Origin of the sequence: Streptomyces sp. NPDC096079 (genome assembly GCF_040303145.1) — a bacterium.
Taxonomy (GTDB): domain Bacteria; phylum Actinomycetota; class Actinomycetes; order Streptomycetales; family Streptomycetaceae; genus Streptomyces.
This window is the reverse complement of the sequence record NZ_JBEOST010000041.1, coordinates 1-23381: the sequence shown is the minus strand read 5'-3', so window position 1 is coordinate 23381 and position 23381 is coordinate 1. Positions and strand designations below refer to the sequence as shown.

Here is a 23381-nt window from a genome sequence, read left to right as displayed (position 1 = left end):
TCGGCGAGTGCGGTGAGGGCGGTGAGGAGCGTTTCGCGGTCGGTGGTGTCGAGGACGGCGCGGTGGTCGAAGCGGGCGCGTGCGGCGAGGGCCGCTGCGATCTCCCGCACGGGGGTGTCGGGGTGTTCGGTGGCGTAGGTGTGGAGGTCGCGGGCGTGGTCGCGCAGGGCCTGCTCGCTCTTCGCCGACAACAGCCAGGGAAGGTCGGTGAGTTCCGTGTCGTCGTGCACGGTCTCCGGGGCCTGCTCGATCACGACGTGCGCGTTCGTCCCGCTGATGCCGAAGGACGACACACCCGCACGGCGGGGCCGGTCGCTCCGCGTCGGCCACGGCTGCTCCTCGGTGAGGAGGCGTACGGCGCCGTCCGACCAGTCCACGTGGTCCGTCGGCTCACCGACGTGCAGGGTCCGGGGCAGCACCCCGTTCCGCATCGCCATGATCATCTTGATGACGCCGGCGACGCCCGCCGCCGCCTGCGTGTGGCCGATGTTCGACTTGATCGAACCCAGCCACACCGGCTCGTCGTCGCCGCGGCCCTGCCCGTACGTGTTGATGAGCGCCTGGGCCTCGATCGGGTCACCGAGGGCCGTGCCGGTGCCGTGGGCCTCGACCGCGTCGACCTGGTCCGCCGTCAGGCGCCCGTTGGCCAGGGCCTGGCGGATGACGGCCTCCTGCGAAGGGCCGTTGGGCGCGGTCAGGCCGTTGCTCGCGCCGTCCTGGTTCGCGGCCGTGCCGCGGATCACCGCGAGCACCGGGTGGCCGTTGCGGCGGGCGTCCGAGAGGCGCTCCAGGACGAGCAGCGCGGAGCCCTCGCTGAAGCCGGTGCCGTCCGCGCCGGACGCGAAGGCCTTGCAGCGGCCGTCGGCCGCGAGCCCCCGCTGCCGGCTGAACTCGGTCAGCAGCACCGGGGACGCCATGACCGTCGCGCCGCCGGCCAGGGCGAGCGAGCACTCGCCCTGCCGCAGCGACTGGGTGGCGAGGTGCAGCGCGACCAGCGAGGCCGAGCAGGCGGTGTCGATGGTGAGCGCGGGGCCTTCGAGGCCCAGGGTGTAGGCGATCCGGCCGGAGGCCACGCTCGTCGTGTTGGTGACGAGGTAGCCCTCCAGCTCGGGGCGGATCTCCTCGGGGCGCGCGTAGTCCTGGGCGATGGCGCCGACGAACACGCCGGTGTCGCTGCCGCGCAGGCTGTCCGGGGAGATCCCGGAGCGCTCCAGCGCCTCCCACGCGGTCTCCAGGAGCACCCGCTGCTGCGGCTCCATCGCCTCGGCCTCACGCGGGCTGATGCCGAAGAAGCCGGCGTCGAAGAGGCCCGCGTCGTGCAGGAAGCCTCCCTTGGCCACGTACGTGGTGGCCTGGGCGTCGGACTCGGGGTCCGGAGCGTGCAGCCGGTCCAGGTCCCAGCCCCGGCCCTCGGGGAAGTCGGTGATCGCGTCGCCGCCGGCGGCGAGCAGCCGCCACAGATCCTCGGGGCTGCGCACATCGGCCGGGAAGCGGCAGCCGATGCCGACGATCGCGATCGGCTCGTGCGCCGCGGCCTCGACGTCGGTCAGCCTTTGCCGGGTCTGCTGCAGGTCGGTCGTCACCCGCTTGAGGTAGTCCCGGAGTTTTGCTTCGTTGGCCATGAACCCATCCCTCGTGATGCCAGACGGTCTTGCGGGCAACGTCGCCGACGCGGCTTGCGGGCTGCTTAGCGTGACCTAAAGCCGCCGCCGAGCCGTCGCGGTCACCCCTTGACGGGACGCGGAACTCCCGTACGGCGCCTAAGGGGCTCTTTAGACGGGCGTCAGCGGGGCGTCAGCCGGGCGGCCGAAAGTGGCGGGATGGAAGCCTCGGAAATCCACATCCTGTCCGTGGGCACCGCCCTGCCCGGTGACCCTCTCGAGAACGCGGACCTTGCCCGGCACTTCGGTATGGACCCGATCTGGGAGGAGTGGGTCGACGCGTTCGTCGGGACCAGGGCCCGGCACCTGTCGGTGGATCTGGCGACCGGCACGCTCCGGTCCACCCTCGCCGATCTGGCCACCGAGGCCGGTGCCCGCGCCCTGGCGGACGCCGGCCTCGGGCCCGGTGACATCGACCTGGTCGTCCTCGGCACCGCCACGCCCGACCAGCTGATGCCCGCGACGGTCAACATCGTCGCGGACCGGCTCGGGATCGACGGCGTGCCGACCTACCAGCTGCAGTCGGGCTGCGCGGGTGCCTTCCAGGCGCTGGACGTCGGCAGCCAGATGCTGCGCGCCGGCGGGCACCGCACGGCCCTGGTGATCGGCGGCGAGCTGTGCTCCCGGCACTACGACCCGGGCGTCGACCTCGCGAAGCTCGACTCGGGCGAGCTGGTCAACTTCGTGCTGTTCGGCGACGGCGCCGGCGCGGCCGTGCTGACGTCGGAGCCGACCGAGGGCGCGCCGGTGATCCGCCGGGTCCTCAACCGGCTGACCGGGCGGGGCCGCGAGCCGGGCCAGATCGTGGAGTGGACCGGCGCGCTCGACCGGGCCCATGCGGACCGCGCGCACATCAAGGAGGACTACAAGGCGATCGAGGAGTCCGTCCCGGTGATGTCCCGGGAGATCGCCGAGGAACTGCTCGGCGATCTGGGCTGGGCCGTCACGGACGTCGACTACCTGCTGCCGCCCCAGCTGTCGGGGCGCATGACGCGGCGGATCGTCGAGGGCCTGAACCTGCCGCTCGCGGAGGAGGTCACCCGCGTGGACACCATCGCCAACACGGGCAACGCGATGCCGTTCTTCCAGCTGGAGGAGGTCCTGCCGCAGCTGGCGCCGGGCGACCGGGTCCTCGGGATCTCCGTCGAGTCCAGCAAGTGGCTGAAGGCGGGCTTCGCCCTCGAAGTGGTCTGACCGTCCGCACCCGGCCCGAGCGGCCACGTCCCCCGTACACGAGAAGCGCCCGCGGTGACCGCGGGCGCTTCTTCCGTGTCCTCGGCCGCTCAGCGCGGCGCGCCGAACCAGTTCTTCAGGGCCGTCTCCAGCGAGCCCGAGCCCTCGGCCCACACGACGTGTCCGTCCGGGCGCAGCAGCACGGAGCGGGTCGCGTCGGCCGCGAGCGCCGGCGCGACGCCCACGCGGTCGGCCCAGGCCGCCGCCGTACGGGCGTGGGCACCGCCCTCGCCCTGCTCGCCGTCCCCTTCGGAGGAGCCGAGCAGCAGCAGGCCGCCGCCGTCGTGGAGCAGGGGCGCGGCGCCGGGGACGCGGCCGCCGAGCGCCGGGTCGGGTGTGACGGAGCCGGAGGCGCCGTCGGTGCCCAGGCGGTAGCGCAGGTCGACGCCGGTGACCAGCTCCACCAGGTACCGGTTCACGTCGTCGAAGCGGGCGAGGTCCGCGACGAGCGAGCGGGCACCGGCCGTGCGGGCCGCCGGGTGCATCAGGGCCAGCTGGGCGTCGAGCGCGAGCCGGGCCCGCTCGCCCTCCGGGTGACGCTCGGCGTGGTACGTGTCGAGCAGGCCGGGCGGAGCCCAGCCCGCCAGGTCCGCGGCGAGCTTCCAGCCGAGGTTGACGGCGTCCTGCAGGCAGGTGCTCAGACGCAGCCCGCCCAGCGGGTAGAAGGAGTGCGCGGCGTCGCCGGCGAGGAACACCCGGCCGGAGCGGTAGCGTTCGGCGTTGCCGCTGTGGCTGGTGAACCGGCGGGCCCACAGCACCTCGCGGGCCGGCAGCGGCTGCCCGGTGAGGTGCTCGACCTCGCCCTGGAGTTCCTCCGCGGCGACGGGGCCCGACGGAGTGGAGGGCGTGGCGCCGAACACGGTGGTGATCACCCGCAGCACCCCGGGTCCGGCGGGTGCGCCGGAGTACACCCCGCCCGCGGGCAGGTAGTGGGCGCCCAGGTGGTGGACGGCGAGCTCGGAGAAGTCGGCCGCGACGTCGCCGACGATGCCCGACACGGTCCAGCCGCTGCCGGGGAAGTCGATGCCCGCGAGGCGCCGCACGGTGCTTCCGGCGCCGTCGGCCGCGACCACGTACGAGCCGCGCAGCGTGGAGTCACCCGCGGAGGTGCGCAGCTTCAGCGTCACGTGGCCGGGGGACTGGCGGAGTTCCGTCACCTCGTGGCCGCGGCGGATGTCCACGCCGAGTTCACGGGCCCGCTGCTCCAGGACCTCGGTCAGCCGGGGCTGGGCCACGAGCAGTCCGGTGCCCACCTCGGGCCGGTCGGCGGTGAGCTCCTCGGGATGCAGCCACAGCAGGGAGAAGTGCGCGCCGGGCAGCGGGAGCCCGGAGGCGCGCAGCGCGTCCGCCAGGCCGCGCTGTTCGAGGAGCGCGATGACGCCCGCGTTGACGGCCTGGCCGGGGGCGTGCGGATCGGGGGCGTCGCGGCGGTCGAGGACGACGACGGGCGCCCCGGCCAGGCCGAGCTCGCAGGCGAGCATCAGACCGGTGGGGCCGGCGCCCACGACGATCACGGGGTCGGTCACGGGGTCATCCTTTCCGCAGGAGCGGGATCACGGGAGCGAAGTCGTACAGGTGGGCGGAGAGGACCATGTACGAGGTGAGGCCGTACCGGTCGCGGTCGCGCCGGACCTGCTCGGCGATCTCCTCGTGGGTCCCGAGGAACAGGGTCGGCAGCTCCAGGAGCTGCTCGACCGTCAGATGGGGTGCGAGGGCGGGCCGCAGCGCTTCGGCGGCGGCCTTCCGGTCGTCGGTGACGACGACCCTCTTGACCCCCACGTTCAGTTCGGGGGAGCGGCCGAGTTCGGCGGCGCGCCGCCGGACGGTGGCCACCTGGTCGGCGAACTCCTCGGGGCCGAGGAGCACGAAATCCTTGCCCGGGGGCAGCGAGGCGCCGATGAAGACGACCGTGTCGGCCCGGCGCGCGGCGAGTTCGAGCTCCTCCGGTTCGCCGACGCCGATCATCAGCCGCGGCCGCGGGCTGCTGACCGGTCGGGGCAGCTGCTCGGGGTCCGTCAGCAGCCGTTCCAGGACGTCCACCGTGTCGGCGAGCCGGTCGCGCTTGTCCTGGGGGGTGAGCGCGGCCGTCGCGGCGCTGCCGGTCCAGCCCGCGTGCAGGCCCACGCTGAGCCGCCCGCCGGTCAGCCGGTCGGTGCCGGCGATCTCCCGGGCCAGTACCTCGGGGTCCCACAGGGACGCGTTGGTGAGGTACGTGGCGACCTGGAGCCGGGTGGTGACGGCGGCCGCGGCCACCAGCGAGGGGAACGGCGCCGACAGGCCGAGGTGGTCGGTGGTCGCGAGGGTGTCGTAGCCGAGCCGTTCGGCCTCCCGCGCGCGCTCGGGCCAGTCGGCCTCGGGGGAGATCTCGTTGACCCCGAAGCGGAACTCCGTGCCAGGTCCGCCGCTCATGCGTCGCCTCCTGTCGTGACGGTGGTGGGTGTCGTGTCCGCCGTGCGGCCGCGCGCCCCGGTCAGTCGTTCGCGCGCGCGGATCGCGGCCAGGGCGAGGCCGAGGAACCGGCGCTGGGGCCCGAAGCCCCCGAGGGTGTCCAGGGCGGAACGCAGGCTCCACAACCGGGACTCGGCGACGTGGGACGGCGAGCCGTGCACGTCGTCGTGGACGAGCAGCCGCAGCTCGCGCACGTGCTGCTCCAGGAGCAGCCGGTCGCCGGGCGGGATGATCTCGTCGCGCGCGCTCACCGTGTACGCCACGGGCACCTGGATCGAGGCGAGTTCGTCCGGCGTCAGCGCCAGGTCCGCCAGCCCGGGCAGCACGGTGTCCGGGGTGTGGCCGGTGAGGTGGGCCAGGGTGTCGACGGTGACCCGCGGCACCCGGGGCCGCCAGTCGGCGTCCGTGAAGAAGTCGCCGATCGGCGCGCCGGCCGTCACCACGCCCTGGATCCGCTTGTCGTGGAGGGCCGCCCGCAGCGCCATGTGGCCGCTGAAGCTCATCATCACGGCGACGGTCCGGTCGGTGTCCGCGCGGTCCGCGAGCGCGTCGAGCAGCTCGGAGACCATGAGGTGGCTCTCCGCCCCGTACCGCTGCTCGTTCTCCCCGACCCCCGGCATCTCGACGGCGACGACGGTCAGACCGAACCGGTCCGCCTTGGCCAGGATCGGACCGAACTGCTCCTTCACGCTGACGATGCCGCCGCTCAGCAGCAGCACGGGCCGCCGCTCGCCGCCCCGGGGCGCGAGACCGGCCGCCCAGCAGCGCACCCGGCCGCCGGAGAGGTCGAGGTCGACCCGCTGGATCCCGGCGGTGCCGCCGAGCCGCCAGCGGTCGAAGGAGGCGACGGTCCGCGCCTGCGCGTCGGCGCGCGCCGGGCCGTCCACGAAGGGGAAGCGGGCGATGTTGAAGTGCCGTCCGGCCTCCACCTCCCGGCCCCGCCGCTCCAGTTCGACGCCGGCCTCGGTCCACTCCCGGGCCCAGGAACCGGGCTCGCCGTCCTCGTCGTGCCGGATCCGCCCGAGGACCTGGGCCAGCCGCTCGCCCGGGATGCCGAGGATGCGGCCGTGCACCTCCACGAACTGCTTCAGCTCCGTGACGTCGTTCATCGCAGCGCCTCCTCGGCCGTGTAGCCCTCCAGCGACTCCTTGACCTCGGTGAGGATGTCCGCCGCCTCCGCGCCGTCGATCACGCGGTGGTCGAAGGTCAGGTTCAGCCGCATCACGGGCGCGCTCGTCACCTCGCCGTCCCGCACCACGGGGCGCTGCGCGATCCGGCCCACGCCGAAGGTGAGGGTCGTGCCGCCCACCGAGTGGAAGCCGTCGACCGCCCGGTGGCCGAGCGACGACACCGAGAAGGTGCCGAAGAAGCGCGGGTGGGCGAGGAGCGGGCGCACCGCGCGACGGTAGGCGGCGCGCGCGATCAGCGAGGGCAGCCGGTGCAGCAGCAGCATCGAGGCGAACTCCGGCATGGTCTCCGGGTCGCCGTCCCGGAAGCGCTCCAGCTCGTGCTGGATGCCCTTGAGGTCGGTCCGGTCCAGGTCCGGCAGGACCGTGGAGACCACGACCCGCCGGCCGCCGACCTGCTTGTCGAGGGCGACCTTTCCGGACACCTCGCCGTAGCGGGCGACCTTGGGGCGCAGTCGGCCGCGGATCGCGGCGTTCGCCTCCGGGTGGGCGGCGATGACCCGGGCCGCGGAGTGGAGCACGTACGTGACCACGGACAGCCGGCTGTCGCCGCGGTGGGCCTCGCGGTGCGCGAGCACCCCGGACATGTCCACCTCCGTGTCGAGGTGGACCGGCGCGAAGGGCCGTATCTCGTCGAGGAAGAAGAGCGTGTGTCGCCGCTCCCGGGCGATGGCTGCGATCTGCATCCCGCCAATCTCCGCAGCCCGGCTAAAGGACCCTTTAGCGCGGCCTAAACCCGTCTTCCGGCCACCTTCGCGGGGGCCGCCCCGACAGCCCCCGGAGCCGCGTCCACGCCGGCGCGCCGCACAGGACGGCCTCACCCACAGCCGTCCTTTAGCGCGGCGCAAGACACCCATTCCAGTCTGGCCACCCAGCCCGAATGTCGCCGCTCGCAGGAGATTGCGCATGTCACGCCCCAGCGCCGTGGGCCTCACCACCGGTAACGCGCCTTTGCCCGACTTCCCGCAGCTGCGCACCTGCCCGTACCAGCCGCCGCCCGGCTACCGCGATCTGCGGCTGGCCGAGGGGCCCGTGGTGCGCGCCCGGCTGTACGACGGCCGTCCCACCTGGGTGGTCCTCGGTCATGCCGCCGCCCGTGAGCTGCTCATCGACCCGCGGCTGTCCTCCGACTGGGGGCGGCCGGACTTTCCGTCGCCGAGCCCGCGCCGCAAGGCCATCCAGAAGGCGACGATGCTCATCGGGATGGACCAGCCGGAGCACTCCGCGTACCGCCGCCGGGTCATCCCCTCCTTCTCCGTGCGCCGCACCCGCGAGCTCGGCGAGTCGATCCACCGCCGCGCCGGTGAACTCGTCGACGCCCTCCTCGAACAGGGCCCGCCCGCGGAGATCCTGCGCGGTCTCGCGCTGCCGCTGTCCTCGCACACCATCTGCGGGATCCTCGGCGTGCCCTACGAGGACCACGCCTACTTCGAGGAACAGTCGGCGATGCTCGTCGCGTCCCACGCGTCCGAGGAGGACGCGACCGGGGCGCTGATGAACCTGCGGGACTTCCTGATCTCCCTGGTGGACCGCAAGGAGAAGGAGTCGGAGCCGGGCGAGGGCCTGCTGGACACCCTCGTGCACAAGGACCTCGCCGAGGGTTCGCTGTCCCGCGACGAGGTGATCGCGCTCGGCATCATCCTGCTGATGGCCGGTCACGAGACCACCGCCAGCATGATCACGCTGAGCACGTTCACCCTGCTGCAGAACCCGGGCCAGCTGGAGGCCTTCATGGCCGACCCGGACGGCGCGGGCCTGGCCGTCGAGGAGCTGCTGCGCTACCTCTCCATCGGAGACGTGGCCATGCGGATCGCCGCCGAGGACATCACCCTCGGCGACGCCCACATCAAGGCCGGCGACAGCGTGATGCTCTCCGCCGCCGAGATCAACCGCGACCCGGAGGCCTTCGAGGACCCCGACGTGCTCGACCTCGGCCGCGGCGCCCGCAACCACCTCGCCTTCGGCTACGGGGTGCACCAGTGCATCGGCCAGAACCTGGCCCGCGCCCAGATGCAGAGCGCGCTCACCCTGCTCTTCTCCCGCATCCCGGGGCTGCGGCTCGCCGTGCCCGCCGAAGAGGTGGAGATCAAGCCCGCGCAGAGCGGTGTGCAGGGCATCTACGAACTCCCCGTGGCGTGGTGAGGCCGGTGCGCGTCATCGCCGACTCCGGCCGCTGCATCGGCGCGGGCCAATGCGTCCTGACCGCGCCCGACCTGTTCGACCAGGACGAGGACGGCATCGTCGTCCTGCTGACCGACTCCGTCGCCACCGAGGCGGACGCGAAGCTCGCCCGGGAGGCCGAGCACCTGTGCCCGGCCGCCGCGCTCCGGGTCACCGCCGGCACCGGCGACGCCGAGGGGCAGCCGGACGCATGAGGACCCGTACGCATCGCTCCGTCGTCCGCCGGGCCCTGGTCGCGGCGCTGGCCCTGGCCTCCGTCGCCACCGGGTGCGGCACCGGGACCGGCCGGGCGGACGGGCGGGACGGACGGATCGTGTACGCCGTCGACTCCCAGCCCGACTGCCTGGACCCGCAGATCAGCCCGTACGACGTGACGGCGGCCCTCGGCCGCAACGTCTTCGACTCGCTGGTCTCCATGGACGCCCGGGGCCGCGTCCGGCCCTGGCTCGCCACGTCCTGGACGGTCTCCGGCGACGGGCGGGCGTACACCTTCCGGCTGCGTGACGGGGTCCGCTTCCACGACGGCACCGCCTTCGACGCGAGCGCCGTCAAGGCCACGCTCGACCACACCGTCGCGCCCGAGACCAAGTCGCAGTACGCGGCGGGGCTCATCTCCATGTACGAGGGCGCGACCGTCGTCGACGCCCGCACCGTGCGGATCCGGCTCTCCCGTCCGTACACGCCGTTCCTCCAGGTGCTGTCCACGGCCACGTTCGGCATCCAGTCGCCCGCCGCGCTCCGCGCGAACCGCGGCCGGACGTGCCTCAAGCCCGTCGGCAGCGGCCCGTTCGTCTTCGCCGGCTGGACCCGCAACCGGCGGCTCGACCTGGACCGCAACCCGCACTACGCGTGGGGCCCGCCGGACGCCGCCGACCGGGGACCGGCGCACGTCGCCGGCATCACCGTCGAGTTCATCCCGGAGGCAGCCTCGCGCTTCGGCGCCCTCAGCTCGGGCCAGGTCGACCTGGCCTCCGCCGTACCGCCCAGCCACGTCGGCAGGCTCCGGCACGCCGACGGCTTCCGGCTGATGCGGGCCACCCAGCCCGGCGCGCCGTACACCCTCATGCTCAACGTCAACCGGGCGCCGCTCGACGACCCGCGGGTGCGCCGCGCCCTGCAGCGCTCCGTGCGCTTCGACGCGCTGGTGAAGGCGCTGTACTCGGGCGTGTACGAGCGCTCCTGGAGCCCCCTGACACCCGCCACCGGCGGGTACTCCCGGGCGACCGAGGGAGCGTGGCCGTACGACCCCGAGGAGGCGGCCCGGCTCCTCGACGCTGCCGGGTGGACCGGGCGCGACGAGCAGGGCTACCGCACCAGGAACGGGGTCCGCCTCACCGTGCACTGGCCCTACATGAACAGCCTGATGCGCGACCAGCGGGCGCTGCTCGGACAGGGCATCCAGGCCGAGGCCAAGCGGGCCGGCATCGAGCTGCGGTTCACCGCCCTCGAACCCGGCGCCTACCTGGAGAAGGCGGTCGGCCGTGACGCCGACATCCTCGCCTTCAGCTGGAACCGCGCCGAGCCCGACATCCTGCGGACGTTCTTCGACTCCCGGCAGACCGGTGACAAGGGCGGCGTCAACGCCTTCGGGCTCAGCGACCCGCAGCTCGACGGCTGGCTCCGCGAGGCGTCCGCCACCCGCGACCCCGCCCGCCGCGCGGCCCTGTACGCGAAGGCCCAGACCCGCGTGAACGACCAGGTCTACGCCCTGCCCGTGTACGCCCCCGCCACGCTCCTCGGGGTCGCCGACCGGGTGCGCGGCGTGACCTTCGACGTCCAGGCGTACCCCCGCTTCCACGACGCCCGGCTGGAGGACTGACGATGCCGCCCCTCCGCTGGTTCGCGCGCCGCCTGGCACTGGCCGCCCTCGTCGTGTTCGGTGCCGCCAACGCCGTCTTCTTCGCCTTCCGGCTGCTGCCCGGCGACCCGGTGCGCAGCGTGCTCGGCTCCACCAACCCCACGCCCGAACTCGTGGCACAGGTACGGCACGACCTCGCCCTCGACGAGCCGCTCGCCGTGCAGTACGGGCGGTTCATGCGCGGGCTGCTGACCGGCGACCTCGGCGAGTCCTTCCAGCTCCAGCAGCCGGTCGGCGAGGTGATCGGCGGGCAGCTGTGGCCCACCGTCCAGCTCGCCGTCGCGGCCCTGCTGCTCGCGCTGCTCGTCTCGGTGACCCTGGCCGTGCTCACCGCCCACCGGCCGAAGGTCCGGCGGATCGCCTCGTCCCTCGAACTCGTCGCCGTCTCCACCCCCGCCTTCTGGACCGGGCTGCTCCTGCTGGCGCTGCTCTCCTTCCGGCTCCGCTGGTTCCCGGCGATGGGCGGCAACGACCTCGCGGCCCTGGTGCTCCCGGCGGTCACCCTCGCGGCCGGTCTCGTCGGCGCCTTCACCCAGGTGCTGCGGGAGGAGCTGGAACGGGCGCTGGAACAGCCCTTCGTGCTCACCGCGCGCGCCCGGGGCGGCGGCGAGACCGCGATCCGGCTCCGGCACGCGCTCCGGCACGGGCTGATCCCGCTGATCACCCTGTCCGGCTGGGCGGTGGGCGCGCTGTTCGGTGGCGCGGTCGTGGTGGAGACCGTCTTCAGCCGTCAGGGACTGGGCCAGGTCACGGCCGCCGCCGTCGCCGGCCGCGACCTGCCGGTGGTGACCGGCGTCGTGCTGGTCTCCGCCGTCGCCTTCGCCCTGATCAACCTCGCGGTGGACGTGCTCTACCGGCTCGTGGACCCGCGCATCGACGAGAGGAGCATCGGATGACCGCGTCCGCCTCGGCCTCCGCGTCCGCCTCGGCCTCCGAACTCGGTGCCGCGGCCGGCGCCGACGGGACGAGCGCCGACACCCCGGGCGCCGCCGCCGCGCTCCCGCGCCGGGGGCCGCGCCGGTTCCGGCCGGGTGTGGCGCTCGCCGCGGTGCTGCTGCTGGCCGTCGCCGTCGCCGCCGTGGCGCCGGACCTGGTCGCGCCCCGGCAGCCGGACCTCATCGACCCGGTCGACGCGCTCGCGGGACCCGGGTCGGGACACTGGCTGGGCACCGACCAGCTGGGACGCGACGTGTTCAGCCGGATCGTGCACGGGGCCCGCACCTCGCTGGTCATCGGCTTCGGCGCGACCGCCCTCGCCGTCGTGGCGGGCTCGCTGCTCGGCGTGTTCGCCGCCACCGCGGGCCGCGCCGTCGACCAGGTCCTGATGCGCGCCACCGACATCCTGATGGCCTTCCCCGGGCTGATGCTGTCGCTGGTGGTCGTCGCCGTCCTCGGCCCCGGCACCGGCAACGCCACCCTGGCCATCGGCGCCTCGCTGCTGCCCGGCTTCGTCCGGCTCGCCCGCGGCCAGGCGCTCGCCATCCGCGGCAGCGACTACGTGCAGGCGGCCCTGGTGATGGGCCGCGGCCGGGCGTCGATCCTGGTCCGGCACGTGCTGCCCAACGCCCTGCCGCCGCTGCTCGTCCTGGCCACGGTCAACGTGGGCAGCGCCGTCATCGCCGGGTCGACCCTCAGCTTCCTCGGCCTCGGGCCGCAGCCGCCCTCACCCGAGTGGGGCGCGATGCTCGCCGAGGGCCGCGACCACCTGGACACCGCGTGGGCCGCGGCCGTCTTCCCCGGCCTGGCCATCACGGTCACCGTCGTCTCCGTGACGGTCGTCGGCCGGGCCCTGCAGCGCCGCTTCGACCGGAGGGACGGCCGTGAAGCCTGACACCACCCGCGCGGAGCGGGCACTCGTCACCGTGGAGGACCTGCGGATCTCCTTCGGCCGCGGCCGCGAGCGCACGGAGATCGTGCACGGTGTGGACCTGACCCTGCGGGCCGGGGAGTGCCTGGCCCTGGTCGGCGAGTCGGGCTCGGGCAAGACCCTCACCGGCCGCACCCTCGCCGGACTCACCGGTCCGGGCGCCACCGTGACCGCCCGCACCCTCGACTTCGACGGCCGGGACCTGACCGCCCTCGACGAACGCGCGTGGCGCCGACTGCGCGGGGCCGAGATCGGCCTGGTGCTCCAGGACGCGCTGGTCTCCCTCGACCCGCTGCGCCGGGTCGGCGCCGAGATCGAGGAGTCGCTCGCCAACCACGGCATCGGCACCCGCCGCGAGCGGCCGGACCGGGCCGTGGAGCTGCTGCGCGAGGTCGCCGTGCCCGAACCCGAGCGGCGGGCCCGGCAGTTCCCGCACCAGCTCTCGGGCGGGCAGCGGCAGCGGGCGCTGATCGCCTCCGCCCTCGCCGCGGGCCCCCGCGTCCTGATCGCCGACGAGCCGACCACCGCGCTCGACATGACCGTGCAGGCGCAGATCCTCGACCTGCTCGCCGCCCGCCGGGACGCGGGCACCGCCCTGCTGCTGATCAGCCACGACCTGGCGGCGGTCGCCCGGCTCGCCGACCGGATCGCGGTGATGCGGGACGGACGGATCGTGGAGAGCGGCCCCGCCGCGAAGGTCCTCGCCGCGCCCGCCCATCCGTACACCCGCCGTCTCCTCGACGCGGTCCCTGACGCCCGCGCCGCCCGTCGGCCGAGCGCCGGGAGCGACGGCGCCGGCAAGGAGGTGCTGCGCGCCGAGGGCCTGGTGAAGCGTTACGCCGGGCCCGGTGGCGGCATGACCGCGCTCGACGACGTGTCCTGTGTGCTGCACGCGGGCGAGACGCTCGGCGTCCTCGGCGAGTCCGGCTCGGGAAAGTCCACCCTGGCCCGGATCGTGCTCGGGCTCACCGAGCCCGACCAGGGTTCGGTGACCCTGCTCGGCCGGCCGTGGTCCGGTGCCGGCGAACGCTCGCGGGCCGCCCTGCGTGGCCGGATCCAGCTGGTGCAGCAGGATCCGCTGTCCTCCTTCGACCCGCGCTGGACCGTGGAGCGGATCGTGGCCGAGGCGCTCGGCGCCGGCGGCCGGCGGGCCGCGCGCCGCCACCGGGAGCGGGTCGTCGAACTCCTGGGCCTGGTCGGCATGGGGCCCGAGCTGCTCGGCCGCGGCCCGCGCGGGCTGTCCGGCGGTCAGCGGCAGCGGGTGGCCATCGCCCGCGCGCTCGCGCCGGAGCCGGACGTGCTGGTCTGCGACGAGCCGGTCTCCGCGCTGGACGTCTCCGTGCAGGCGCAGGTGCTGGAGGTGTTCGACCGGGTCCGCGAACAGCTGGGCGTGGCCCTGCTGTTCATCTCGCACGACCTCGGCGTCGTGCGCCACGTCAGCGACCGGGTCGCGGTGATGCGGGCGGGCCGCATCGTCGAGACCGGGCCCTCCGAGCGGGTCTTCACCCGCCCGGAGCACCCCTGGACCCGGGAGCTCCTCGGCGCGGCGAGCCCTGTCGCCGTGCCGGACCGGCAGGACGCCGGGAGCCCGGTGTGACGGCCGGTGTGACCTCGGGACGCCCGTGGGCACCCCTGTCCGCTCCGCCCCCGCGGGCCGACGGCACCGTGCCGCGGTCCGCCGATTCCTCAACCACCCTGGCCGGGACCCCGGGTTCCGGCCGCGTCCGACGATCGTGAGTCGCCCATGAACGACACCGCCCCCTTCCGTCTCTCCGTGCTCGACACGGTGCCCGTCTTCAACGGGGTTCCGGCCGCGCAGGCCCTGCGGGAACTCCTGGAGCTCGCGCCGGAGGTGGAGCGCCTCGGCTACCACCGCTACTGGCTGGCCGAGCACCACAACATGCCGGCCTTCGGCACCTCCACGCCGCCGGTGCTGATCGGGCAGCTGGCCGGCGTCACCTCGACCCTGCGGGTCGGCTCGGGCGGTGTGATGCTGCCCAACCACGTGCCGTACATCGTGGCGGAGCAGTTCGCCACCCTGGAGGCCTTCCACCCGGGCCGGATCGACCTCGGCGTCGGCCGCGCGCCGGGCGGCGAGCCCGCCACCGCGCGGGCGCTGCGGCGCACCGGCGACCCGGCGCACGAGGGCGCCTTCGGCGAGCAGCTGGCGGAGCTGATCGGCTATCTGTCGCCGTCCGCGCCGGGTGACCGTCCGCCGGTCGCGGTCTGTCCGACGGTGGAACAGCAGGTGCCCGTCTGGCTGCTCGGCACGAGCCCCTCCAGCGCCTCGCTCGCGGCCCGGCTCGGCCTGCCGTACGCCTACGCCCACCACCTCAACCCGGCGGGCACGGAGGCCGCGGTGGACCGCTACCGTGCGGAGTTCCGCCCCTCGGAGCGGCTGGAGCGGCCGTACGTCGCGGTGTCGGCGCAGGTGGTGGTGGCCGAGTCCGACGAGGAGGCCGAGTACCAGGCCGGGCCCGCCAAGGTGGCCCAGGTGGAGGGGCGGATCAATCCGCTGACCCTGTTCCGCACGCCCGAGGAGGCGGCCGCGTATCCGCTGACGGGCGCCCAGCGGCGCTTCCTCGACGAGTACGCGGCTCCGCAGATCATCGGCGGGGTGGAGACGGCGGGCCGGCGTCTCGCCGGTCTCCGTGCCCGCACGGGCGCCGACGAGCTGCTCGCGTCGGTGCCGGTGTACGGCCTCCAGGCCAGGGTCCGGACGTTCCGGCTCCTCGCCGAGGCGGTGGCTCAGGCCACGTCGGCGGGGGCGGGGCTCAGCCCGGTCACCTCGGCCAGCAGCTCGTAGGACCGGACCCGCTCGTCGTGGTCCTGGATCGCGCTGAGCATCATCAGTTCGTCCGCGCCGGTGGCCTTGGCGAACTCGGTGATCCGCTGTCGCGCGGTCTCGGGTCCGCCGAAGATCTGCGGCTCGTACATCTGGTCGACGACCGCCCGCTCCTCCGCGGTGTAGGAGAAGCGGGCGGCCTCGTCCACGGACGGGAAGTACGGGTTCTGGCCGCGCAGCGACCGGGCGGTGATCACGCGCAGCGGGTCGCTCAGCCGGGCCGCGCGCTCGTCGTCCTCGGCCACGCCGCAGAACGCGGAGACGATCGTGTACGGCTCGGCGAGGTACTCGGAGGGCCGGAACTCGGCGCGGTAGGCGTCGAGTGCGGCGGTCGTGCCGTGCGGGGAGAAGTGGTGCGCGTAGGCGAAGGGCAGGCCCAGGGCCGCCGCGAGCTGCGCGCTGTAGCCGCTGGAGCCGAGCAGCCAGACGGGGACGGAGTGCTCGGCCGCGGGCACGGCGGAGACGCTGCCGTGCCCGGGTTCCAGGACGTGCGCGGTGCCGGCGGGCGGCGCGAAGTAGCGCAGGAGTTCCTGGATCTGGGCGGGGAAGTCGTTGCCGCCGAGCGGGCCGGTCTGGCGCCGCAGGGCCCGGGCGGTCAGCGGGTCGGTGCCGGGGGCGCGGCCGACGCCGAGGTCGACCCGGCCCGGGTGCAGGGCGGCCAGGGTGCCGAACTGCTCGGCCACGACGAGGGGCGGGTGGTTGGGCAGCATGACGCCGCCGGCACCCACCCGCAGATGGGTGGTGGCGGCGGCGATCTGCCCGGCGAGGATCGCCGGCGACGAGGTCGAGAGGGCCGGCATGTTGTGGTGCTCGGCCAGCCAGAAGCGGTGGTAGCCGAGGCGGTCCACGGCACGGGCCAGCCGGATGGTGTTGCGCAGTGACACGGTCGCGGTCGACCCCTGCCACACCGGTGCGGTGTCCAGGACGGACAGTCGGAATCCCAGTTCGGTGGTCATGGAACGAGAATATGGGGACTGTCCCCGTTTTTCAACACGGCCCGGACACCGCCCGTTTCACGCCGCTCTGGTCAGCGCGGGACCGGAGTCCAGGAGGATCTCCTGGTGCAGCTCGTGCAGCTGCCGGCAGGGGCTGATCCCGAGCTCCCGGTCGAGTGCCGAACGCACCGTGTGGAAGGCCTGGAGCGCGTCGGCCCGGCGGTCGGAGCGGTACAGGGCGAGCATCAGCTGCCGGTGGAACGCCTCGATGAGCGGGTGCTTGGACACCAGCGTGTACAGCGGCCCCACGAGCTCACGGTGCCGTCCGAGGGTCAGGTCGGCCTCGTTCTGCAGCTCGACGCACTCCAGCCGGGTCTCCTCGGCCCAGGTGGCGAACTCGTCCACGATGTCGCCGCCGCGCAGCTCGCCGAGGACCGTGCCGCGCCACAGCGACAGCGCCTGGCCGCACAGCGCGGAGACCTCCGCGTGCCGGCCGGCACGCGCCGCGGCCCGGCCCTGCTGGGCCAGGCGCTGGAAGTCGTGGGCGTCCAGGGTGTGGCCGCCGAGGTCGAGGACGTACCCCGGGAAGCGGGTGACGATGGGGCTCCGCTCGGCGTTCGCCCCCTTCAGCATCTTGCGCAGTTGGGATATGTACACGTGCAGGGTGGCGGTGGCCCGCCGGGGTGGATCGTCGCGCCAGATTTCCGAGCACAGCTGGTCCGTCGATATGACGTTCCCGGCGCGGACCAGCATGGCGGCGAGAAGGCATTCCACCTTCGGCGCGCTGATGGAGAATGCCTCGTCGGCGTCCGTGATGCGCAGGCTGCCCAGGATTTCGAATCGCATGTCGTGTGTGACCTTCCGGAGATCGCGGAGACTGGCAGCGCTCAGCGCGACACTGAGCCGAAGCGGCCGTCGAGATAGACGAGGGGACGGGCCGGGTCGCCCTGATAGGCGCGGATCGGCTGCGCGATCACCACGGTGTGATCGCCTGCGGGCAGGTCGTACACCTTGCGGCAGACCATCGCCGTCGGAACGCCTTCGAGCAGCGGCACGCCGTGCGGGCCGGTGCTCCAGCGCGTGGGCGGCGCGAAGCGGTCGGCGCCGCTGCGCGCGAAGGTCGTGGCAAGTTCCTGCTGGTCGTGGGCGAGCAGATGCACCGCCACGTACTCGGCGGCGCAGACCGTCGCCCACGACGACGCGTTCCGGCCCACCCCGAACGACACCAGGGGCGGCGCGGACGAGACGGAGGCGAGTGAGGTCGCGGTGAAGCCGACGGGCTGTCTCTCGCCCATCGCCGTGATGATCGCCACACCGGCCGGATGTGTCCGGAAGACGCCCCGGAACGCGTCCTCCGCAATCGGCTCCTCTTCCGCCGCGCCGGCCACCGGACACCTGCCGGAAGCCGACCAGACGTGATGATGGGCGATCCCACCGTGACTCACTTCAACCCCCTGAAGAACTGCTCTGGCGCCGGTCGGGTCCAGCACCGTTCATTGCTGTGCCTTCAGGCTCACAGATGGATCACGTAGCGACATCCGTGGAAATACGTACGGCCATCAATCGAGCCAATTCAGCACGCGAACCGATCTCCAATTTGCGGTAGATCCGTGACAGATGGACCTCCACGGTGCGCGGACTCAGACCCAGCGCCTCGGCGATCTCCCGGGTCCGCCGGCCCGTTCCGGCCTCACGCGCGACCTCGCGCTCGCGTCCGGTCAGCACCTCAAGACCGGTCACGAGGGGGATCGGCGCGGGCAGCAGCGCGTGGCAGCCGCGGCCCAGCGAGTTCTCCAGCGGAGTGTCCGGATTCAGCCGGGCGAGCAGCAGCACGTCCCACTGCTCGGCCAGCTCCTGTGCCGAGGCCCACAGCTCCGCCGCCAGCTCCGGACGGCTGCTGTTGCTCGCCGCACGCGCCGACCGGATCCGAGCGGTCAGCCGGTGCAGCCGCAGCTGGGCGCCGTCGAACGCCCGCTCCGCCTCCTGGTACAGCGTCACCGCCGCGTCCCACTCGGCCTGCTCGGCGAGTACGTGCCCGCGCGCGAGCAGCGCGTACGCCCGGTTGTGCGGCAGCCGCAGCCCCTGCGCCGCGACGTTCGCGCGGTCGGCCCACAGCGAGGTGCCGCCGGAGCTGCCGGTGCCACCGGAGAGCGAGGCCAGGGCGAGCAGTTCGAAGCCCCGGGGCCGCAGCGTGGGGTCGAGCCCGGGCAGCTCGGGGCCGCCGAGGTCCAGGAGCAGGCTGACGCAGCGGTCCGGGCTGCCCTGCATCAGCAGCGCCTCGGCCAGCGTGAGCACGGACGAACCGTGCCAGCGGCAGGGCGAGCGGCGCAGCGAGTGCACGGCCTGCTCGGTGAGCGCGGAGGCCCGGCTGCTGCCCGGCGGCTCGGCGTAGGTCACGCACAGCGCCTCCTGGGCGAGGGCCACCACGCGCAGCTGCTCGGCCCCCAGGTAGCCGGCGAGCTCGGTGGCCTCGGCGGCGGACCTTCGGGCGCTCTCCAGCCGCCCCTGCCGCAGCTGGGCCTCGGCGAGGCCGCTCAGCAGCACCGGCAGCATCGCGTTGTGGGCGCACTCCTGGATGACCGCGGTGCCGCGCTCGAAGAACGACTCCGCCTCGCGCGGCCGGCCGAGCGCCATGGCGCAGGAGCCGAGCAGCGCCAGGTACTCGCTGTGGCAGGTGACGTCGGCGTGCGAGAGCTCGTCCATCTGGCGCACGGCGGCGTCGTACGAGGCCAGGGACTGGGCCACCCGGCCGGCCGCGAGCTCGCCGAGGGCGTGCAGCGCCATGGCCCCGGCCAGGGTGCTGCGCTTCCCGCCGGACCGGGCCAGGACCAGGGCCTGGGCCGCGATCCGGGGCAGCTCCTCGTCGCCGCGCATCGTGGAGATGATCCCGCGGTAGAGGGTCAGCTGGGCGAGGACGTCGTTGTCGGCCTTCGCGGCCCGCAGGTCGGTGAGCGCGGCCGAGAGCAGCTCCGTCGCCTGGCTGAATCGTCCCTGCAGGCACTCGACGATGACGCAGAGTCCGATCGCCGCCCGGCTCGCGTCGTCCGGGCCCAGCGGTGACCCCCGGGTCAGCAGGGCGCGCAGCGAGGAGTCGTCGGCGAGGTAGTCGGAGGCCCGCAGCGCCCGCGCCAGGGGCGGTATCAGGGCGAGCAGCCTCCCGGTCGGCTGCTCGGAGGCGGGCAGCTCGTGCAGGGCCGTCAGGAGCCACCGCACGGCGTCGTAGGGAGCGCTCTGCTCGGTCTCCTGGCCCGCCCTCGCCAGCGTCTCCAGGTCCTCGGGAGTGAACGAGCTGGTCGACAGCTCGATGTGCACCGCCCGCTCGGACGCCGAGGCGGCGCGGCGGTTGAGCACGGACAGCGCCCTGCGGTGGGCCTGTGAGCGCCAGCAGCGGTCCGCCTGGTCGTGCAGCACCCGGCGCAGCGTCGGGTGCCGGAAGCCCAGGAGCGTGCCCGAGCAGCGCAGCGGCCGCAGCACGTCCAGCTGGATCAGCGCGCTGACGACGCCGCAGGTCTCGTCGGTGGGCAGCTCGGAGACGGCCGCCAGTTCGTCCCGGCTGAACCGGTCGCCGAGGACGGCGGCGGACTCGGCCACGAGCCGTTCCGCCGGGTCCAGCTCGGCCAGTTCCGCCGCCAGGGGCGCGAGGCGTCCGGTGAGCAGCTGGGTGCGCGGGTCCGCGCCCTTCATGGCCGATTCGTCCTGCGCCAGCAGGTACAGCGGAGTGCCGTTGCTCTCGTGCAGCGCCGACGGCAGCCAGATCGCGTCGGGTCGCACGCCGAGCAGCCGGGCCGCCTGGTCCAGGTCGAGCGGCGGCAGGTCGATGCGCTCCACCCGGCCCTGCTCGGCGCCCTGGGCGAGGGTGCTGAGCAGCGAGGGCGCGGCCTGCCGCGGCCGGTGCGCGATCACCAGCAGCACCGGGGCCTGGAAGGTCCAGCGGGCCAGGTGGTCGGCGAGCGCGAGCGACTGCGGGTCGGCCCAGTGGAAGTCGTCCAGGACGAGCAGCAGGCCGTGGTCGGCGGCCTGGCTCAGCAGGGCGTGCAGTGCCTGGGAGAGCTGCAGCGGGGACAGTTCCGCTCCCCGGCCGCCCAGCCGGGCGCAGAGTCCGGCCCGCAGCAGCTCGGCGTGCTCGCGCGAGAGGGCGGACAGCCGGTCGGCCGTCATGATGCCGTGCAGTGCGCGAGTGAAAACGTGCAAAGGTTCGTCAAGTTCGGAGGGATAGCAGCGCCCGTCGAGGACCGTCACGCCTCGGGCGTGCGCGACGGAGGTGAGCTGCGCCAGCAGCCGGCTCTTGCCCGAACCGGGCTCTCCGAGCAGCTCGACGATGCCCCCTCGGCCCTCCTGCAGGGCCTGCAGGGCGCCCAGGAGTTGTAAGGATTCCCTGCACCGGACCGACGACGTGCTCTGCTTGCCAACCAGCGACATGGTTGTAGTGACCATCTCTTCCCCCTTGTGTCGGCGTCTCGCCTGAAGGCAATCCTTATCCCTCGACCCCGATGGTACGAGCGCTTTGTTACGGGGGCCCGAGCCGGAGCATGTCCGTCGTGCGGGCACACGAACGCGCCCTGACCGTCGAAAACCGGCCAGGGCTGCGCGTGGAGTCGCGAAAGGGAATTACAGGGACGAGGCGTGCTGAGCGGGGCTGCCGGACTGCTCCGGGGCGTCCTCCGAGCCCTGCTCCGCGCCGCCACCCATGGGGACGGAGCGCATGATGAGGGTGAGCAGGATGGTGAGGGCGGTGAAGCCGGCGCCCCAGGCGAAGGCCGTGGTGACGCCCTCGGTGAGGACGAAGTCCGCGGAGCCCTTGGCGTCGAGACCGGCCGGCACGTCGCCGGCGGCGTTGCGGCTCGCGGCGCCGAACACGGTCACCATGATGGCGAGGCCCAGCGCGCCGCCGATCTGCTGCATGACGTTCAGCAGACCGGACGCGGCACCGGTCTCCTCGGGAGCGATGCCGGACATCAGGATGGGGATGACGCCGACGAGCAGGGTGCCCATGCCGAGACCGGCGACGAGCATCGGGCCGAGCATCGCGGAGACGAACTGGGCGTCGGGGGTGATCTGGGCGAACCAGATCAGGGCGACGCTGATGGCGGCGGCGCCGACGGCGGTCAGGACGCGCGCCCCGGCCTTGGGCAGGAACTTGGCGCCGATGCTGGAGGCGGCCAGGATCAGCACCGCGAGCGGCACGAAGGCCAGGCCCGCCTGGATCGGGCTGAAGCCCCGCACCTCCTGGAGGAACTGGGTGAGGAAGAAGAACATCGAGTTTCCGGCCGCCATCACGAACAGCAGCGCGAGGTAGCCGGTCGCGCGGTTGCGGTCGGCGAACAGCCGCAGCGGGGTGATCGGCTGCTTGGCGTGGGTCTCGATGAAGACGAAGACCGCGAGCAGCACGATGGCGGCGGCGAAGGAGGCCAGCGTGAGCGCGTCGCCCCAGCCGCTCTCGGCGGCCCGGATGAAGCCGTAGACCAGCGCGGTCATGCCGAGGGTGGAGGTGAGCGCGCCGCCGAGGTCGAAGCCGGCGGGCTTGCGCTCGGTCTCGCGGATGAACATCGGGGCCGCGATCAGCAGCACGAGGCCGATCGGCACGTTGATGAAGAGCACCCAGCGCCAGGACAGCAGGTCCGTCAGCAGGCCGCCGCCGATGAGGCCGATGGCCGCCCCGGAGCCGGAGACCGCCGCGTACATGCCGAGGGCCTTGGCCCGGGCCTTCTCGTCGGTGAAGTGGGTCGCGATCAGGGCGAGCACGGTGGGTGCGGCGAAGGCGGCGCCGACGCCCTGCAGGGCACGGGCGGCGAGCAGCATCCCGGCCGAGGTGGACAGACCGCCGAGCAGCGAGGCCGCGGTGAAGATCGTCACGCCGATGAGCAGCCCGCGGCGGTGGCCGAGAACGTCTCCGGCGCGGCCGCCGAGGAGCAGGAGGCCGCCGAAGGTCAGCAGGTAGGAGCTGAGGACCCAGGAGAGTCCGGTGGGGGTGAAGTCGAGCGCGACCTTGAGGTCGGGCAGGGCGATGTTCACCACGTTCACGTCGAGGATGAGCATCGTCTGGAGGGTGAGCACGATGAGGAGCACCATGCCGTTGCGGCGGCCGGCCGCCTCGGCGGTGGGCGGGCTCTGGCCCGCGGCGCTCGTGACGGTCTTTTCACTCATGATTCGGCATCTCCTCGAGGAGCTAAACGGGGACGTTCCACGGTTCTCTCGTCGAACATACAGGGACCGTCCCCGTTTAGCAATCGACAGCGGCGCCGGGTCAGTTGGCGCCGCCGTCGACATGGGTCCGGCGGCTCAGTTGACGCCGAGCTCCCGGTCGATGAAGTCGAAGAGGTCGTCGTCGGACGCCTCCTTCAGCTCCACCGCGTTCGCCTCCGCCGCGTCACCGGCCTCGGATTCCAGGCGCAGCAGGAGATCGCGAACCCTGCCCGTCAGCCGCCCGCGACCGCCCTCGCCCGCGCCCAGCGACACCAGCCGCGCCTCGATCCGGTCGAGCTCGGCCAGGGCCGACGCCACCGGGTCCTCCTCCGCCGGGGCGAGCGCCCCCAGCAGGTGCCGGGCGAGCGCCAGCGGCGTCGGGTGGTCGAACACCAGCGTGCTCGGCAGCCGGAGACCCAGCTCCGCGTTGAGCCGGTTGCGCAGCTCCACCGAGGTCAGCGAGTCGAAGCCCAGCTCCTTGAACGGCCGCTCGGTGCCGACGCCCGCCGCGTCCGTGTGCCCGAGCACCGTCGCCACATGGCCGCGCACCAGGACGAGCAGCAGGTCGAGGCGCTCGGGACCGGCCAGCGCGGCGAGCCGCTCCCGGACCCCGGTCCCTCCGTCCGCCGCGGCCGACGCGCCGCCCGCCGCCTTCCGCACCGTCCGGCCCTCGCCGGCCAGCTCGCCGAAGAGCGCCGGCAGCGAGCCCGCCCGGGCCCGCGACCGCAGCGCAGCGGGATCGAGCCCGACGCCCACGGCCAGCGGCTGCCGGCCTTCGAGCGCCGCGTCGAAGAGCGCGAGCCCCTCCTCGTTGCCCAGCGGCAGGATGCCGTCCCGCGCCATCCGCGCCAGATCCGCGTCCCCGAGCTTCTCCGTCAGCGAGCTGCGCTCGTCCCAGAGTCCCCAGGCGAGGCTGGTGGCGGGTTGTCCGTGGGTGTGGCGGTGGTGGGCGAGGGCGTCGAGGAAGGTGTTGGCGGCGGCGT

19 protein-coding genes are annotated in these 23381 nt (G+C 73.7%); 8 read left to right on the top strand and 11 right to left on the bottom strand.

Annotation, left to right across the window (positions count from 1 at the left end):
- Positions 1–1622 (bottom strand): type I polyketide synthase (locus ABTY59_RS37005; RefSeq protein WP_352023542.1); only part of this gene is annotated, 1622 nt, incomplete at its 3' end.
- 198 nt (positions 1623–1820) lie between these two features.
- On the opposite strand from ABTY59_RS37005, the gene ABTY59_RS37000 reads away from it, so the two are divergent.
- Entirely contained in the window at positions 1821–2855 is a 1035-nt protein-coding gene (locus ABTY59_RS37000; RefSeq protein ID WP_352023541.1) for a 3-oxoacyl-ACP synthase III family protein, read from the top strand.
- Positions 2856–2944: 89 nt separating this feature from the next.
- Here the strand turns inward: ABTY59_RS37000 and ABTY59_RS36995 are convergent, their stop codons facing one another.
- The 4 genes from ABTY59_RS36995 to ABTY59_RS36980 are packed head-to-tail and all read right to left on the bottom strand — an operon-like array spanning position 2945 to position 7215.
- Positions 2945–4420: an FAD-dependent monooxygenase gene (locus tag ABTY59_RS36995; protein WP_352023540.1), complete on the bottom strand. Its 1476-nt coding sequence runs from the start codon at positions 4418–4420 to the stop codon at positions 2945–2947.
- Between the two features lie 4 nt (positions 4421–4424).
- Positions 4425–5303, bottom strand: a complete 879-nt coding sequence (locus ABTY59_RS36990; protein ID WP_352023539.1) for a TIGR03621 family F420-dependent LLM class oxidoreductase — start codon at positions 5301–5303, stop codon at positions 4425–4427.
- Positions 5300–6451: an alpha/beta hydrolase gene (locus ABTY59_RS36985; RefSeq protein ID WP_352023538.1), complete on the bottom strand. Its 1152-nt coding sequence runs from the start codon at positions 6449–6451 to the stop codon at positions 5300–5302. Before ABTY59_RS36985 ends, ABTY59_RS36990 begins: the two co-directional genes overlap by 4 nt.
- A complete protein-coding gene (locus ABTY59_RS36980; protein WP_352023537.1) occupies positions 6448–7215 on the bottom strand; it encodes a 2-oxo acid dehydrogenase subunit E2 in 768 nt (255 codons plus the stop codon). Before ABTY59_RS36980 ends, ABTY59_RS36985 begins: the two co-directional genes overlap by 4 nt.
- A 220-nt stretch (positions 7216–7435) precedes the next feature.
- Between ABTY59_RS36980 and ABTY59_RS36975 the strand changes: the two genes are divergently transcribed.
- The 7 genes from ABTY59_RS36975 (at position 7436) to ABTY59_RS36945 (ending at position 15241) form a co-directional block, all read left to right on the top strand.
- Complete coding sequence (locus ABTY59_RS36975; protein WP_352023536.1) at positions 7436–8671, top strand: cytochrome P450; 1236 nt, start codon at positions 7436–7438, stop codon at positions 8669–8671.
- A 5-nt stretch (positions 8672–8676) separates the two neighbouring features.
- A complete protein-coding gene (locus tag ABTY59_RS36970; protein WP_352023535.1) occupies positions 8677–8904 on the top strand; it encodes a ferredoxin in 228 nt (75 codons plus the stop codon).
- A complete protein-coding gene (locus ABTY59_RS36965) occupies positions 8901–10529 on the top strand; it encodes an ABC transporter substrate-binding protein (protein ID WP_352023534.1) in 1629 nt (542 codons plus the stop codon). The genes ABTY59_RS36970 and ABTY59_RS36965 overlap by 4 nt, the downstream gene beginning before the upstream one ends.
- Positions 10530–10531: 2 nt before the next feature.
- Entirely contained in the window at positions 10532–11464 is a 933-nt protein-coding gene (locus ABTY59_RS36960) for an ABC transporter permease (protein WP_352023533.1), read from the top strand.
- Positions 11461–12399, top strand: coding sequence for an ABC transporter permease (locus ABTY59_RS36955; protein WP_352023532.1), 939 nt, complete (start codon positions 11461–11463; stop codon positions 12397–12399). The genes ABTY59_RS36960 and ABTY59_RS36955 overlap by 4 nt, the downstream gene beginning before the upstream one ends.
- Positions 12389–14032, top strand: a complete 1644-nt coding sequence (locus ABTY59_RS36950; RefSeq protein ID WP_352023531.1) for a dipeptide ABC transporter ATP-binding protein — start codon at positions 12389–12391, stop codon at positions 14030–14032. Before ABTY59_RS36955 ends, ABTY59_RS36950 begins: the two co-directional genes overlap by 11 nt.
- A 147-nt stretch (positions 14033–14179) precedes the next feature.
- Positions 14180–15241: an LLM class flavin-dependent oxidoreductase gene (locus tag ABTY59_RS36945; protein ID WP_352023530.1), complete on the top strand. Its 1062-nt coding sequence runs from the start codon at positions 14180–14182 to the stop codon at positions 15239–15241.
- On the opposite strand, the gene ABTY59_RS36940 is transcribed toward ABTY59_RS36945, so the two are convergent.
- The 6 genes from ABTY59_RS36940 to ABTY59_RS36915 form a co-directional block, all read right to left on the bottom strand.
- Positions 15184–16236: an LLM class flavin-dependent oxidoreductase gene (locus ABTY59_RS36940; protein WP_352023529.1), complete on the bottom strand. Its 1053-nt coding sequence runs from the start codon at positions 16234–16236 to the stop codon at positions 15184–15186. The genes ABTY59_RS36945 and ABTY59_RS36940 overlap by 58 nt on opposite strands.
- A 57-nt stretch (positions 16237–16293) precedes the next feature.
- Positions 16294–17061 carry an AfsR/SARP family transcriptional regulator gene (locus tag ABTY59_RS36935; protein WP_352023528.1) on the bottom strand — a complete coding sequence of 256 codons (768 nt, stop codon included), beginning with the start codon at positions 17059–17061 and terminating at the stop codon, positions 16294–16296.
- A gap of 41 nt (positions 17062–17102) precedes the next feature.
- Positions 17103–17603: a flavin reductase family protein gene (locus tag ABTY59_RS36930; RefSeq protein WP_352023543.1), complete on the bottom strand. Its 501-nt coding sequence runs from the start codon at positions 17601–17603 to the stop codon at positions 17103–17105.
- 136 nt (positions 17604–17739) lie between these two features.
- On the bottom strand, positions 17740–20649 hold the full coding sequence (locus ABTY59_RS36925; protein ID WP_352023527.1) for a helix-turn-helix transcriptional regulator: 2910 nt from the start codon (positions 20647–20649) through the stop codon (positions 17740–17742).
- A 174-nt stretch (positions 20650–20823) separates the two neighbouring features.
- Positions 20824–22359 (bottom strand): MFS transporter, encoded by a 1536-nt coding sequence (locus ABTY59_RS36920; RefSeq protein WP_352023526.1) that lies wholly within the window; start codon positions 22357–22359, stop codon positions 20824–20826.
- Positions 22360–22494: 135 nt separating this feature from the next.
- Positions 22495–23381: beta-ketoacyl reductase (locus ABTY59_RS36915; protein WP_352023525.1), on the bottom strand; the 887-nt coding region annotated here is incomplete at its 5' end.

Bases quoted from the DNA above. Each gene is read 5' to 3' on its own strand.
- ABTY59_RS36980 (WP_352023537.1), bottom strand. From the start codon at position 7,215: ATGCAGATCGCAGCCATCGCCCGGGAGCGGCGACACACGCTCTTCTTC.
- ABTY59_RS36975 (WP_352023536.1), top strand. From the start codon at position 7,436: ATGTCACGCCCCAGCGCCGTGGGCCTCACCACCGGTAACGCGCCTTTG.
- ABTY59_RS36985 (WP_352023538.1), bottom strand. From the start codon at position 6,451: ATGAACGACGTCACGGAGCTGAAGCAGTTCGTGGAGGTGCACGGCCGC.
- ABTY59_RS36940 (WP_352023529.1), bottom strand. From the start codon at position 16,236: ATGACCACCGAACTGGGATTCCGACTGTCCGTCCTGGACACCGCACCG.
- ABTY59_RS36935 (WP_352023528.1), bottom strand. From the start codon at position 17,061: ATGCGATTCGAAATCCTGGGCAGCCTGCGCATCACGGACGCCGACGAG.
- ABTY59_RS36955 (WP_352023532.1), top strand. From the start codon at position 11,461: ATGACCGCGTCCGCCTCGGCCTCCGCGTCCGCCTCGGCCTCCGAACTC.
- ABTY59_RS36990 (WP_352023539.1), bottom strand. From the start codon at position 5,303: ATGAGCGGCGGACCTGGCACGGAGTTCCGCTTCGGGGTCAACGAGATC.
- ABTY59_RS36960 (WP_352023533.1), top strand. From the start codon at position 10,532: ATGCCGCCCCTCCGCTGGTTCGCGCGCCGCCTGGCACTGGCCGCCCTC.
- ABTY59_RS36945 (WP_352023530.1), top strand. From the start codon at position 14,180: ATGAACGACACCGCCCCCTTCCGTCTCTCCGTGCTCGACACGGTGCCC.
- ABTY59_RS37000 (WP_352023541.1), top strand. From the start codon at position 1,821: ATGGAAGCCTCGGAAATCCACATCCTGTCCGTGGGCACCGCCCTGCCC.
- ABTY59_RS36925 (WP_352023527.1), bottom strand. From the start codon at position 20,649: ATGGTCACTACAACCATGTCGCTGGTTGGCAAGCAGAGCACGTCGTCG.
- ABTY59_RS36965 (WP_352023534.1), top strand. From the start codon at position 8,901: ATGAGGACCCGTACGCATCGCTCCGTCGTCCGCCGGGCCCTGGTCGCG.
- ABTY59_RS36920 (WP_352023526.1), bottom strand. From the start codon at position 22,359: ATGAGTGAAAAGACCGTCACGAGCGCCGCGGGCCAGAGCCCGCCCACC.